The sequence below is a fragment of the Paenibacillus sp. MDMC362 genome (assembly GCF_003269305.1).
In the GTDB taxonomy this organism is placed as follows: domain Bacteria; phylum Bacillota; class Bacilli; order Paenibacillales; family Paenibacillaceae; genus Paenibacillus_AQ.
The window spans coordinates 118,372-131,776 of sequence record NZ_QLYT01000041.1 but is presented as its reverse complement, the minus strand read 5'-3'; the positions used below and the strand labels follow the sequence as shown (position 1 = coordinate 131,776).

The window sequence follows — 13,405 nt, the reverse complement described above, 5'->3', positions numbered from 1 at the left end:
CGCGCGACTCAAAATCGTGAGGGAAACCGTGGGGGTTCGAGTCCCTTCACCGGCATCATCCAAAAGGAATGTAGACGATAAACGTCTGCATTCCTTTTTTCGTTGCATCTACATCGATAGCCTCTTCGTAATTTAATGTTAGACTCCATTCTTCATGCTACCTCCCCAGTTACCTTTCATGGGAATTTTCTATCACCTTCGGAGCTTCCTGGAGTTACACTCCTTAAATTAAACTATCATTAGAAACCGCGTCTCTTTATAGGTAAAACAAAGATGATCCAGCCGGATTCATCTACACAAGCAAACCCTTCGATTAATCGATCCAGTGCAGGGTTGGACGTAGGTCTGTAGAAGGCCCCGCCTTAGGTCTAGGTTCAAAAACCGTCCCCAGGCCGTTTTAGCGAAACTCAAAATTACCTAGAATAGAGTCATAAGGTTGAACAAAAGAAACAACGATCAAACAACAGAAAGGCGGTGTATAAATGAGAAATTCAAAAGGAAATGGAATGAGTATCCTGTTGATTGGTGTAGGGATCTTGGTTCTCCTTGGAGTATTCGGTCCTCTGCTTGGGTGGTTGTTCAGTCTTCTAATTCCAATCCTGATGGTCGCTTTGGGATACTACGGGATCCGGAGAGGTAACACCTTGATGGGATGGGTTATTCTCGGTATCGGTGTGATCTGGTTGATGGGTAAACTGTCTTGGCTGATCGGTCCGATCTTTGGAATTATCTTGATCATCTACGGGTTGTCCCGATTGAAGAATGGTAGACCCCGTTATTGATAAAAACCACTACATTAAATAACATGCATGAACAACAGATCATGATAGATGAGGAGGGCTAAGCCAATATGAGTGTTTTCCGGCGGATAAGAGACATAACCGTAGCAACATTGAATGAAAAGCTCGAGCAGAGCCAGGATCCGGTTCGATTGATCGACCAGTTCCTACATTCAACCAGACAGGACATTGCTGAGGCTGAGAAGCTGCAGCAGCAATGCCAAGTACATTCCAGACAGCTCAAGCAGCAGGTGGATCAAGCCGAATCCATGCGATATAAACGCGAAGAGCAGGCACTGCTTGCACTGAAGGCCGGCGAAGAACATCTTGCCAAGCTCGCATTGCAGGAGAAACTAATCTATGAGGAAAAGATCGAGCAGTATCAAGGCCTGTTGTCCTCAAGCCTGGAGTCGCTAAGAGAAATCGAGGAGCAGCTCGGCGAGCTGCGGATGGAATATCAAACGGTATACAGCAAACGTCAATATTATGTTGCCCGAGTGGAAACCCTTCGTCTTCAGCAGAAAATGAATGAACGTACGGGCTCCTACGGCGGCGGTCATGACGTACCGAAGATGTTCAATCGCCTCGAAGACCGTATCAGCGACTGGGAACTGGAAGCCAGAAGTCTTCGCGATTTACGCCGCATGGGGCAGGAATACATGGAACAGGCTGGTGAATCGGTCTCCACTGTATTAGAAAAAGAACTTGCCCGCCTGAAGCAAAAGCTGAATAACAGCGGAAAGGAGTAACCATGACTAGATTGTACCGTTCCACCCGAGACAAAATGTTCACAGGGTTGATCGGCGGTATATCCGATCATTTCGGAGTCGAATCTACCCTACTTAGAATCATATTTGTAGTCAGTATCTTTTTCACAGGCGGTACAACGCTGTTGATCTATCTGATTGCATCCCTTGTAGTACCTAAGGAGCCGTATTATCACGATCCATATGGTCCACAGGGCAGACATGGCGGCGGATACCGTTACAACGATCATCCGGGCCCTGGACCAGGCTACAACAGCTATAATGATTCTTATGGACGTCAAGGCTATCCGAATGAGCATAGTAGCTTTGGTCCCAAATATGACCGTCCCAATGGCACAAGAAACAACGCGTCGGCGGATTCCGACCTGGATGCGATGATGAAGGATATTGAGAGAAAAGCAATGCAAAAAGAAATCGAAGAACTGAAGAAAAAACTTTCGAACTATGAGAAGGGAGATAAATAACATGGGAGTATTTAAAAGAATTAAGGATATGACGAAAGCATCGGTGAATGAACTGCTGGATAAAGTGGAGGATCCGATCGTAATGTTGAACCAGTACCTGCGCGACATGGAGGCAGAAATTCATGAAGCAGAGGTAACGGTTGCGAAGCAAATGGCCAATGAGCGTCGTATGAAGCAGCGCGTCGACGAGGCTGTGAAGATGGCGGCACAACGTGAAGCACAAGCTGAATTGGCTCTGAAGAATGGTCAAGAAGAAGTGGCTCGCAAGCTGCTGGAAGAAAAAATCTATTTCGATCAAAAAGAAACCGAGTACGTGGAATTGCACCTGCAATCCGAGACTCAAGCGAAAGAACTTGTATCCCAGCTGCATGAAATGAAAGACGAGTTCTACAAAATGCGCAACAAGCGCAATGAGCTTGTAGCCCGTGCTCAAATGGCTAAAGCGAAGAAGCAAATGTCTCAAGTGAGCAGCCTGCACACGATCGAAAGCGGTAGTGCTTCGATGGGCTTCCATCGCATGGAGGAGAAAATCATGCAAATGGAAGCAGAAGCTGATGTGCTTCGCGCCCCATACCGTCCTAACAACGCAGTATACACAAGCCCCGTGGACGCTGAGAAGCAATTGAAGGTGGATGAGCAGCTGCAAGCTTTAAAAAACAAAATGGGGAATTCTTCGAAGTCCGAGTAATTCCTTAGCAAGTCAGCAAAATAGTATTAAATCGTATTCGAACACCATGTTCATATGATATGCTATACGAATGAGATTGTCGTATAGTACAGGCAAAGCCATACAGTGGGGAACGTCTCACTGATATGGCTTTTCCGAGCTTATATCTTGGTCATCAAGGAGGTGCGACATGGACAGAAACCGCTGGATAGCAGTTGGTTTAATCAGCTTGGGTATTATTATGCTTTTCGGCCGATGGTTTGGTTTCTTCACCATTGTCGCCCTGTTACTCGTGTTTGCAGGTGTCCTTCAGATCAGACATGGACATGTGAAGAAGGGATACATCCTGCTCGGAGTAGGTGCCGTGCTGCTGCTGCTGGAGCATCTCATGTTGATTATCGGCATCAGCTTGATATCGCTAGGTATTTTTTATGGCAAGTCCAAACGAGCGCATACCACGACGAAGTACATTCAGAAGCAAAACTTTATGTCCAACTTTGATTGGGACCGGGCTCCGTGGGTGATGCGCAGTCTGAGTGTGTGGCATGTGCTGGGAGAGGCGGATGTCGATCTGTCCCTGGCGCTTCCGGAGGAACGCCAAACGGTCCTGATGTTCCATGGAATGCTGGGGGATATTGATCTGATGATCCCGGACTATTATGGGGTGGAGATCGAAGCATCCATTCTGTTTGGCTCCATTCATATGGACGACCGGAAGGAAACCGGCATATTAAATCGAGTGCGGTATAAATCACCCAACTATGAGACCAGTGAATATAAAGTGAAATTTATTGTTTCTTATTTAGGCGGAGATTTGAATATAAGAATGACATAATAAACGTATGTTTTGTGTAAACCATTCAGGAGGGTTGCCCCGTGGAAACGGAAAAGAAAGCCAATATGATTACCCGAAGTATGCGTGAGGGGACCCTTCTGGGATTGGTTGTCATGCTCGTTGTCCTTTATTTATTATATACATATGGTTATCTTCAACCGTTTGAGACGTGGAAGAACCGGGTCGAAGCCGGCATTACCATCGTATTGCTGCCGATTGGGCTGGGAGCGATCTATGGCTTCTTCCAGGGATACCGGGTAAAACGACGGGTCGATCTTGTGAGGGAAACGCTGGTGAACTGGGAAAAAGGGAGCCTTACGGACGTCATGCCGGACATCGGCGAAGACGAGGTGGGCCGGCTTGGTGAACAGCTGGTGAAGATCAGCAAACGCTGGGAGGAGCAGGTGTCTTCCTTGCAGAGGTTATCTACGAACAATGCCCAGCTTGCCGAGCAGGCCAGGGTTACGGCGATTGTGGAAGAGAGGCAGCGTCTGGCGCGCGAGCTCCATGATGCGGTTTCTCAGCAGCTGTTTGCCATCTCGATGACGGCAACCGCTGTGGGCAGGACGCTGGATAAGGATTTTGACAAAGCGCAGCGCCAGGTGGCTCTGATCGAGGAAATGTCGGCTGTTGCCCAGTCCGAGATGAGGGCGCTTCTTCTTCATCTGCGGCCGGTTTATCTTGAAGGGAAGGCACTTGAGCAGGGGCTGCGTGAACTGATTAAGGAATTGCGAATCAAAGTACCTATGGAAATTACGTTTGAAATGGACGATGATATACATTTGCTTAAAGGGATCGAAAATCATCTGTTCCGGATTATCCAGGAGGCCATGTCGAACACCCTCAGACACTCGAAAGCGGAGAAAATGGATATCCGTATTCACCGCAGGCAGAACACCGTTCGGGTGATGCTGCGTGACGACGGGATCGGGTTTGAACTGGATGACAAGAAACAGACTTCCTACGGTCTATCGACGATGCAGGAACGGGTGACGGAGATCGGGGGCTCGGTACAATTCATAACAGCCCCGGGTAAAGGGACTCGAATTGAGATCGTTGTGCCACTCATAAATGATGAACGCAAACGGGGGGATGTAGATGGAAACGCCGATTAAGGTGCTGCTGGTGGATGATCATGAGATGGTCCGGATCGGTTTAGCGGCTGTGCTTGGTACAGAGGACGGCATCGAGGTGGTTGGTGAAGCAGGCAGCGGCGAGGAAGGGATACGCTTAGCGCAGGAATATCATCCTGATGTGGTGCTGATGGATTTGGTGATGGACGGAATGGATGGAATCGAGACGACGCGCCAATTGATGAATCAGTTTCCAAATCTTAAGGTCATTGTACTGACCAGTTATCTGGACGATGAGAAGATGTATCCGGTTATTGAAGCAGGTGCGTTCAGTTATTTATTGAAGACATCCCGTGCTTCTGAAGTAGCTGATGCTATACGTGCAGCCGCACGCGGGCAGTCGGTGCTGGAGTCGCAGGTTGCCTCCAAGATGATGAATCGATTCCGGCATCCGCAAAATGAAGCTCCGGCGCATAACGACCTTACGGACCGGGAAATGGAAGTGCTGCGACTGGTGGCGCAGGGCAAGTCGAATCAGGATATTGCTGATGATTTGATTATAGGCATCAAAACCGTGAAGTTTCATGTAACGAATATTTTAGGCAAGCTGGGGGTAGAGGATCGAACCCAGGCTGCCATCTACGCTTATAAAAATGGGCTGGCTGAGTAAGGAGTGCCGGCTCTTTTTTATGCGATGGTGGTGACATCAACATATCCAAGATGCTGAGATGTTGAGCGTGGTACGAAAGCAGATCCATGATGCGATGCGTGAGTTATAATCATAGCCATCTAAACAATGAGAGACAGACTTAAAGACTCCTGAATCGGGAGCTTTTTTATTTATTGACAGGGAAGAAGGAATCTCTACATACAGCCCGTTGAAGGATCTTTTTAAAAAGCGAGGTATAAATCCGTGGTGCGGAGGCCATCCTTTTACTAGATTGATAGATTCGGACGGGGAGGCGTGACGGACCATGCGGAAGATGCGTATACAGATCATCGTGATGATGTTGTTGCTGTGCGGGGCAGCAGGCATGATGGCGGGTTTTGCGGGAACGGCTGACAGCAATCGAAACGAATCCGCTCCGCATGCAGGAGAAGCTTCAGCTTCGGGCGGGACGGGAGAACCAGGTGTCAATGGAACAACTGGAGCCGGGGAAGCAGCAGAAAGCGATCTAACGCTTCTGGCGGCGCTTGGGGAGGAACATATGGAGTCTTCGGCAATACTCACGGTAAAAATTCAAGGAGAAATGATAAATTCCATATCGAAGGATCAAGCTAAGGTATCAGCTGAGCAGCTGGCTCGTACAATAGGGCTCTCCGGAATTACGACGTCCCAGCTTCAGGGAAATGAAGTGTTCCAAGCAGAAGGCATGCTCTCCGGTGTATCGGTGCATCTGGACTGGGCTTTCACGAAGGAGGGTCATAGTTATGTCAGAGCCATGCTTGTAGGAGAAGCGGCTGGACAGTCCCGAGTAATGATGACCCTGCAGCAGCAGATTCAAGAGATGATGAAGCAAGCAGGCGTACCAAACTCCTGGAATGCGTCCATTCAAGGATATGCATCGGAGACGGCTAGCGTTGACGGAACGATGGCTCAGGTAGAAGAGGCTGTAGTCCAAAAACTTTCGCTTCGCCCCGTTGAGGATTATGCAGATGAAACAACTCGAAGCCGTTCATATGAGGCTCCTTCACTGGGTACTTTTGTGATGAGTGGCGACACGCCGATTCATATGCAGATCGCAGTGCATGAAGATTCGATGAAGAAAAGTAGTAGAATAACGATCGGATTTCCCGTCATTACAATAGAATATTGAAAATGATTTCTGAAACTCGGATGAAAAAATGCGGAATGAGATAGCATACTTGAAATGAATATGCTAAAATGTCATCACATCGAGTTAAGTGCCGATGCATAAAAATACACTATAATTCATAGAAAGAATGAGGAGCCATGGCTGAAAATCAAAATCTAGATACAATGAAGACACCGGGAGCTGTATTTTTCATCTTTGGAGCGACTGGTGATTTGGCAAGACGTAAGTTGTTTCCGGCGATCTACAGTCTTTATCGTGAAGGAAAACTGGATGAGGATTTTGCGGTAATCGGCGTGGCGCGGCGTCCGCGCACCCAGGAAGAGTTTCGGGAGGACGTGTATCGTTCAATTCAGGAATTCTGCCGATATAGTTCGGAACAGGATAGTGAATGGAATGCATTTGCACAACATTTTGAATATAAATCTTTAGATATTAACAATATTGACGGTTTCCGTGAGCTTCGCGAACAAACGGAGCAATTGGAGACAAAATTTAATATACCGGGCAACCGCTTGTTCTATCTGGCTCTTGCACCGGAATTGTTCGGCAGCGTATCGTTTAACCTGATGAAGGGCGGCATGCTAGACGGAGAAGGCTGGAACCGTCTTGTGATCGAGAAGCCGTTCGGCTACGATCTGGAGTCGGCTGCCAAGCTGAACGAAGAGATCCGTAAAGTGTTCAAGGAAGAAGAGATCTACCGGATTGACCATTATCTCGGTAAAGAAATGGTACAGAACATCGAAGTTATACGTTTTGCGAATGCTTTCTTCGAGCCGCTGTGGAACAACAAGCATATCGCCAACATCCAAATCACGCTTGGTGAAACGGTTGGTGTCGAGGAGCGCGGCGGGTACTATGATCATGCCGGCGCTCTAAGGGATATGGGCCAGAACCATATGCTGCAGCTGCTGACCATGATTGCGATGGAGCCGCCTAGCCGACTGCTCGCAGAGGATATCCGCGATGAGAAGGTCAAGGTGCTTCGCTCCTTGCGTCCGTATGCCACGCATGAAGAAGTGAAGAACAACGTGGTTCGCGGCCAATATACGAACGGTTCCGCGGGCGGCAAAGATCTGCCGGCATACCGTGAAGAGGACAAAGTGAATCCGGAATCCAATACGGAAACCTATTTTGCCGCGAGAGTCTTCGTGGATAACTTCCGCTGGGCTGGCGTACCGTTCTATATCCGTACGGGCAAACGCCTCCCGGTTAAGACAACCGAGGTGGTTGTCGAGTTCAAACGGATGCCAACCAACGTATACCTGGGCCAAAAGCATTCTTTGGAGCCTAACCTGCTCGTTATTCGCGTCAATCCGATGGAAGGCATTTACGTGAAGATTAACGCGAAGAAGCCGGGATCTGAATCCGAGATCGCTCCTGTAGCGATGGACTTCTGCCAAAGCTGCATCGTGGGCATTAACTCTCCTGAAGCGTATGAGCGTCTCCTGCATGATGCTGCTCGTGGAGACTCCACCTACTTTACGCGCTGGGATGAAGTGGCTTCGGCATGGTCCTTCGTGGATCGTATCGCCAGCGCATGGAGAGAGAACCAGGGCGAGCTGGAATCGTATCCTGCGGGATCGTGGGGACCTGACAAAGCGGATGAGCTGTTGAAGGAAGACGGATTCCACTGGTGGCCGGTAAACGGTCAGCTTGAGGATAATGTGGTGTGGTTGAAAAACTAAGATCAATTTCTAAAATTTACGTGTTAAAAATCATCCTCATGCGCATGGCGCATGGGGATGATTTGCGTATAAATTGTGGTACAATGATATACATGACTTTAGTTACGAAGGGATAAGTGAAATGGCAAAGCAAATAGATGAACTGCAGCAGGAAGTGGATAAGCGCCGCACGTTTGCGATTATTTCCCACCCTGACGCCGGTAAAACAACACTGACCGAGAAGCTGCTCTTGTTTGGGGGCGCCATTCGTCTGGCTGGATCGGTTAAAGCTCGTAAAGCGAGCAAGCATGCAACGAGTGACTGGATGGAGATCGAGAAGCAGCGGGGAATCTCGGTTACCTCGTCTGTTATGCAATTTGATTATTTAGGGCATCGGATTAATATATTGGATACGCCGGGTCACCAAGACTTCAGTGAGGATACCTATCGTACGCTGACCGCCGCTGACAGCGCCGTCATGTTGATTGACGTAGCCAAAGGGGTCGAGGCTCAGACCATCAAGCTGTTTCAGGTTTGTGCGAAGCGGGGCATTCCGATCTTTACCTTCATCAACAAACTCGACCGCGAAGGGCGCAGTCCTTTTGATCTGATGGAGGAGCTTGAGCAGGTTCTCGGCATCCGCTCCGTACCGATGAATTGGCCGATCGGCTCCGGGCGTGACCTGTGCGGCGTGTACGACCGGGTTAAAAATCAGGTAGAATTGTTCCAGGGCGACGACCATTCCACGATTAAAGTACAGAAGGTCGAAGGCTATGAGGATTCGATCATTCGCGAGATGGCAGGCGATTACCTGCATGATCAGTTATGTCAAGACCTCGAGCTGCTGGATGTTGCCGGAGACCAATTTGATCTGGAAAAAGTTATGCAGGGTCAGCTGACGCCTGTATTCTTCGGCAGTGCCATCAACAATTTCGGCGTTCAGACCTTCCTGGAGAACTTTCTTCAGCTTGCGCCGAAGCCGGAGCCGCGCCGCAGTACGGAGGGTGTAGTGGAACCAACCGATGAGAAGTTCTCCGGATACGTATTTAAGATTCAAGCTAATATGAATCCGGCTCACCGGGATCGTATCGCGTTCCTGCGAATCGTATCGGGCAAGTTCGAACGCGGTATGAGCGTGAAGCATGTTCGGGTAGGCAAGGAAATCAAGCTGGCGCAGCCGCAGCAGTTTTTGGCGCAGGATCGAGATATTGTGCAGGAGGCATACCCTGGCGATATTATCGGTCTGTTTGACCCGGGCATTTTCCGGATCGGGGACTCACTCAGTCAAGGACGTGAAGTTGTATTCGACGAGCTTCCAACGTTCTCACCGGAAATTTTTGCGAAAGTAACGGTGAAGAATGCGTTGAAGCATAAGCAATATCAGAAGGGAATTGATCAGCTGACGGAAGAGGGTACCATTCAGGTATTCCGCACCGTGAGTTTCGACGAGACCATTCTCGGGGTTGTCGGACAGCTCCAGTTCGAGGTCTTCGAGTACCGGATGAAGGGAGAATACGGCGTTGATGTCCAGCTTCAACGCATGCCGTATCAGTTCGCCCGCTGGATCGTGGACGACAATATTGATCCGTCCAAGTTCCGGATAAACTCAACGTTGGTCAAAGACAAGAAAGATAACTATGTTGTCTTGTTCGAAAATGAGTATGCGATGAGAACCGCCATCGACAAGAATCCAACCGCGCAGTTTCTTGAGACCGCTCCGTAAGCGATGTTATAAATATGCAGTAAAAAGGAACAATCCCCGAGCTTTCACAGCTTAGGGGATTGTTCCTTTTTGTTGACCATGGGATTATCCTTGAAGGTTGCCGGGCGTAACGGTTTTCAGATGATCATGGAGGGAAGAGACAAGGCTGTTCTGCTGGGTAGCATCCATGTCTTTCCACATCATTTCAAACATCACGCCGAGTCCCGGCAGGGCAGCTTCAGGCCCGTCAACGGAACCCTCGATCATGGAGCGCAGCTCTTCTTCGTCCTGATTGTGGACTTTATGAATGACGGCCTGCCTTAGATCTAACAATATGGACATGGACATGTTCCTCCTTGTTATGAAAGGGTCATTGTGTAATGTGCCCGTTCCAGGGCAGTTACATTCAAGTAATCGGGACAGTATGATATACTATTATCATTATAATTATGGATGACCTAGGCTCGTGGGGGGATATATAAATGGCTAAGAAGCAGTACGCAGTAATCGGTATGGGGCGTTTTGGCACGAGTGTTGCTAAGGAATTGAGCAGCATGGGATTTGATGTATTAGCCGTAGACGCGAGCGAACAGCGCATTCAGGAAATCGCGAGTATGGTCACGCATGCCGTATCGGCGGATTCGACCGATGAAGAAGCGCTTCGGGCGCTGGGCATACGGAATTTTGATGTGGTTGTCGTGGCGATCGGGGAGGATATTCAATCCAGCATTCTGACTACGCTGATCTTGAAGGATCTTGGCGTACCGGCCATTATCGTGAAAGCGAAGAATGAGCTGCACGGAAAAGTGCTGAACAAAATCGGTGCGGACAAGGTGATTTTCCCTGAACGGGATATGGGGCTGCGGGTTGCCCATCATCTGGTGTCACCGAATATTTTGGATTATATCGATTTGTCGGACGACTACAGCATTATGGAGATGCTTGCTACAGGAGATCTGGTCGGCCACAATCTGATAGAGCTGGATATTCGGGCACGATTCGGCTGCAATGTCATGGCGATTCGAAGAGATGCGGACATGAACATTTCGCCAAGTCCGGATGACCGGATTGAGGAAGGCGATATTCTCATTATTGTGGGGCACAAGAATAACTTAACGAAGATGGAGCTTGCTTATCCGAAGTAGGCTGTCCGCAAGCGGGTATACTGGGTTGAGTGGGACTCGGTTTTATATATAAGTGAAGAACGGATGGATGAACCATGGAGATACTATCGCCGCAGAATGCCAGAGTGAAGGGCTGGGCACAGCTGCAGGAGAAAAAACATCGAGACAAGCAGAACAAGTATGTGGTGGAAGGCATTCATCTCGTACAGGAAGCCCTGTCATCCGGAGTGGACATCGAGTGTGTTGCGTATGATGTGGAGAAGGGCATTCCCCAGGAACTTCGTCATATATCGGATACAGGACAAGGTGCCGAATGGATTGGCGTATCCCATGCCGTCATCTCGAAGGTCAGTGATACGCCGTCACCGCAGCAGGTGTTTGCGGTAGTCCGCAAGGAAGCGCGTCAATGGCAGGACCTGATCCTGCGCGAGAACGGTTTGGTCATCGTTCTGGACGGTCTTCAGGACCCGGGGAATGTAGGAACCATCATACGAAGCGCAGATGCCGTAGGGGCTGCTGGCGTGGTTCTGGGACGCGGCTGCGCGGATTTGTACAACCCCAAGACGCTGCGCTCTACCATGGGATCCCTGTTTCACCTACCGGTGCTCGAGGGTGATCTGCTGAGCATTTTGCCGGAAGCCAGGGAACGGGGTGCCCGATTGGTTACAACTCTGCTGGAAGGGAAACATTCCTGCTTCGAGTATGATTTCAAAGGGACAAGCTGGATCGTGATCGGAAGCGAAGGGCGCGGAGTCTCACCTGAGGTTGCGGAACTCGTGGACGATGCGATCCGTATTCCCATGCCGGGGAAAGCCGAATCATTGAACGCGGCTATGGCTGCGTCGGTGCTGATGTACGAGGCTTTACGGCAAAGAAAGTATGCAGGTCAATAAAGACCGGAACGGCTCGAGCTGGAAGTGATTAGATATCAATGGCTAATCATATCCGGCTTTTTTTATTTAAGAGATAAGTAAGCATTAGAGGCTTACCTCCTTATATCGCAAGAAAGCTTCCGCTAAATACGTTCTGTTTTCTAACAGGTACGTCGATGACGTTTTTCTTATTTTTGATAAGGCTGCTAATAATAACAGGAGTATTCGAAAGGAGTTAAATCCCCATGTACGAGCAAAAAACAAAAGAAACGGATCACAGCGTGGTGGAGTTTATAGAGCAAGTGGATTCGCTGAAAAAAAGGGAGGATGCTTATCGTTTGCTGGAGATTTTTGAGGAGACGAGCGGTTTTCCGGCTAAGATGTGGGGCCCCAGCATCATCGGTTTCGGCTCCTACCATTACCGCTACGCTACCGGGCACGAAGGCGATGCGCCGTTGGTAGGTTTCTCGCCGCGCAAGGCGAAGATCAGCCTGTATTTTGCGCCGGGCGATGAGAAGCGGGAGGAGCTGTTGCCGAGTTTCGGTAAACATACGGCCGGGAAAGGCTGCGTGTATATTAATAAAGTGGCAGATATTGATGTGGAGGTCCTAAAGCAGCTGATTCGCGAATCGATTGCCTTCTTGAACAAGACCTACCCGGCTCAGTCCTAGCGAGCTCTAGGCCATGAGAAGTTGGCAAGCTGCCTGGTTTACAAGGCTTTAAGGGAGGCTGGACAATAGGGTGCGCTGATTGGGTAACAGGTGAATATTGTTATTTGACGTAAAACCATTTGGTGTCCTATAATGCAATAAGGGAAACCAAATGGTTTCATAATATTAAACATGAGTGAGGTTTATGTGATATGGACAACGCATCAAACGGCAAGCTGCCGGATATTCGTCATACGCTGGTGCTGAAAGCGCCCATCGAGAAGGTGTGGAAAGCCGTGGCAACGGCTGAAGGAATTTCAGCCTGGTTTATGCCTAACAATTTTGAGCCGGTGGAAGGCTTTGAGTTTCAATTGAAAGCAGGCCCTTTCGGCAATTCACCATGCAAGGTCACGCTTATTGACGAGCCCAACCGCTTGTCTTTTAACTGGGGCAAGGATTGGAGTGTTACGTTTGAACTGGTACAGCAGGGAGATCATACGAAATTCACGCTCATTCACGGCGGATGGACAGCGGATCAAGTAACCGAGTTCGGGGAAGCACACGATATCGTGCGGGGCCGAATGGACAACGGCTGGGCAGGCATTGTACAGAAGCTTGCGGGATACGTTGAGGCCTAATCCATGTCGCAAGCCGCTCCGAAGCATGATGTTTATCAAGCTATCGCAGATCCGACACGCCGTAAGCTGCTTGGCTTGTTAAGTGATAAGGAAATGCCGGTTAAAGAAATTACAGGGCACTTCTCCATGACGCGGACTGCCGTTTCCAAGCATCTCCGAATTCTGGGGGAAGCGGGCCTTGTGCAGGACCGCAAGGTTGGACGCGAAACGCGCTATCGGCTGGATGCCGAACCGCTTAAGGAATTAAAGGATTGGCTGGCTTATTTCGACCGCTTCTGGGAGAATAAACTGTCGATGCTGAAATATTATGTGGAGGATCAAGGAGACAATCCAAAGGACGACAAGTAGATCCT

16 protein-coding genes are annotated in these 13,405 nt (G+C 49.2%); 15 read left to right on the top strand and 1 reads right to left on the bottom strand.

Going from position 1 to position 13,405, the window contains the following annotated elements; translation table 11 throughout:
* The first annotated feature begins 482 nt into the window (after positions 1–482).
* The 10 genes from DP091_RS21160 (at position 483) to DP091_RS21115 (ending at position 9,789) form a co-directional block, all read left to right on the top strand.
* Entirely contained in the window at positions 483–782 is a 300-nt protein-coding gene (locus tag DP091_RS21160) for a LiaF transmembrane domain-containing protein (protein WP_071222348.1), read from the top strand.
* A 68-nt stretch (positions 783–850) separates the two neighbouring features.
* Positions 851–1,528, top strand: coding sequence for a PspA/IM30 family protein (locus tag DP091_RS21155; protein WP_113060129.1), 678 nt, complete (start codon positions 851–853; stop codon positions 1,526–1,528).
* A 2-nt stretch (positions 1,529–1,530) separates the two neighbouring features.
* The gene (locus tag DP091_RS21150) at positions 1,531–2,010 is read left to right on the top strand and encodes a PspC domain-containing protein (RefSeq protein ID WP_113060128.1); all 480 of its coding nucleotides are present in this window, start codon (positions 1,531–1,533) and stop codon (positions 2,008–2,010) included.
* Between the two features lies 1 nt (position 2,011).
* Positions 2,012–2,698: a PspA/IM30 family protein gene (locus DP091_RS21145; RefSeq protein WP_113060127.1), complete on the top strand. Its 687-nt coding sequence runs from the start codon at positions 2,012–2,014 to the stop codon at positions 2,696–2,698.
* Between the two features lie 169 nt (positions 2,699–2,867).
* Entirely contained in the window at positions 2,868–3,512 is a 645-nt protein-coding gene (gene liaF, locus DP091_RS21140; RefSeq protein ID WP_113060126.1) for a cell wall-active antibiotics response protein LiaF, read from the top strand.
* A 41-nt stretch (positions 3,513–3,553) separates the two neighbouring features.
* Positions 3,554–4,627 (top strand): sensor histidine kinase, encoded by a 1,074-nt coding sequence (locus DP091_RS21135; RefSeq protein ID WP_113060125.1) that lies wholly within the window; start codon positions 3,554–3,556, stop codon positions 4,625–4,627.
* Complete coding sequence (locus DP091_RS21130; RefSeq protein ID WP_006212655.1) at positions 4,611–5,255, top strand: response regulator; 645 nt, start codon at positions 4,611–4,613, stop codon at positions 5,253–5,255. The genes DP091_RS21135 and DP091_RS21130 overlap by 17 nt, the downstream gene beginning before the upstream one ends.
* A gap of 304 nt (positions 5,256–5,559) precedes the next feature.
* The gene (locus DP091_RS21125) at positions 5,560–6,402 is read left to right on the top strand and encodes a YwmB family TATA-box binding protein (protein ID WP_113060124.1); all 843 of its coding nucleotides are present in this window, start codon (positions 5,560–5,562) and stop codon (positions 6,400–6,402) included.
* A 137-nt stretch (positions 6,403–6,539) separates the two neighbouring features.
* On the top strand, positions 6,540–8,087 hold the full coding sequence (gene zwf / locus DP091_RS21120; RefSeq protein WP_113060123.1) for a glucose-6-phosphate dehydrogenase: 1,548 nt from the start codon (positions 6,540–6,542) through the stop codon (positions 8,085–8,087).
* Between the two features lie 121 nt (positions 8,088–8,208).
* Entirely contained in the window at positions 8,209–9,789 is a 1,581-nt protein-coding gene (locus tag DP091_RS21115) for a peptide chain release factor 3 (RefSeq protein WP_113060122.1), read from the top strand.
* A gap of 84 nt (positions 9,790–9,873) precedes the next feature.
* On the opposite strand, the gene sspI is transcribed toward DP091_RS21115, so the two are convergent.
* On the bottom strand, positions 9,874–10,110 hold the full coding sequence (gene sspI, locus DP091_RS21110; RefSeq protein ID WP_071222357.1) for a small acid-soluble spore protein SspI: 237 nt from the start codon (positions 10,108–10,110) through the stop codon (positions 9,874–9,876).
* Between the two features lie 140 nt (positions 10,111–10,250).
* Between sspI and DP091_RS21105 the strand changes: the two genes are divergently transcribed.
* The 5 genes from DP091_RS21105 to DP091_RS21085 all read left to right on the top strand — a co-directional run bounded on the left by DP091_RS21105 (position 10,251) and on the right by DP091_RS21085 (position 13,400).
* Positions 10,251–10,913: a potassium channel family protein gene (locus DP091_RS21105; RefSeq protein WP_113060121.1), complete on the top strand. Its 663-nt coding sequence runs from the start codon at positions 10,251–10,253 to the stop codon at positions 10,911–10,913.
* Positions 10,914–10,987: 74 nt separating this feature from the next.
* Entirely contained in the window at positions 10,988–11,785 is a 798-nt protein-coding gene (locus DP091_RS21100) for a TrmH family RNA methyltransferase (protein WP_113060120.1), read from the top strand.
* A gap of 224 nt (positions 11,786–12,009) precedes the next feature.
* Positions 12,010–12,435 (top strand): DUF1801 domain-containing protein, encoded by a 426-nt coding sequence (locus tag DP091_RS21095; protein ID WP_113060119.1) that lies wholly within the window; start codon positions 12,010–12,012, stop codon positions 12,433–12,435.
* A 191-nt stretch (positions 12,436–12,626) separates the two neighbouring features.
* Positions 12,627–13,052 carry an SRPBCC family protein gene (locus tag DP091_RS21090; RefSeq protein ID WP_113060118.1) on the top strand — a complete coding sequence of 142 codons (426 nt, stop codon included), beginning with the start codon at positions 12,627–12,629 and terminating at the stop codon, positions 13,050–13,052.
* 3 nt (positions 13,053–13,055) lie between these two features.
* Positions 13,056–13,400 carry an ArsR/SmtB family transcription factor gene (locus DP091_RS21085; protein WP_113060117.1) on the top strand — a complete coding sequence of 115 codons (345 nt, stop codon included), beginning with the start codon at positions 13,056–13,058 and terminating at the stop codon, positions 13,398–13,400.
* Positions 13,401–13,405 lie beyond the last annotated feature (5 nt).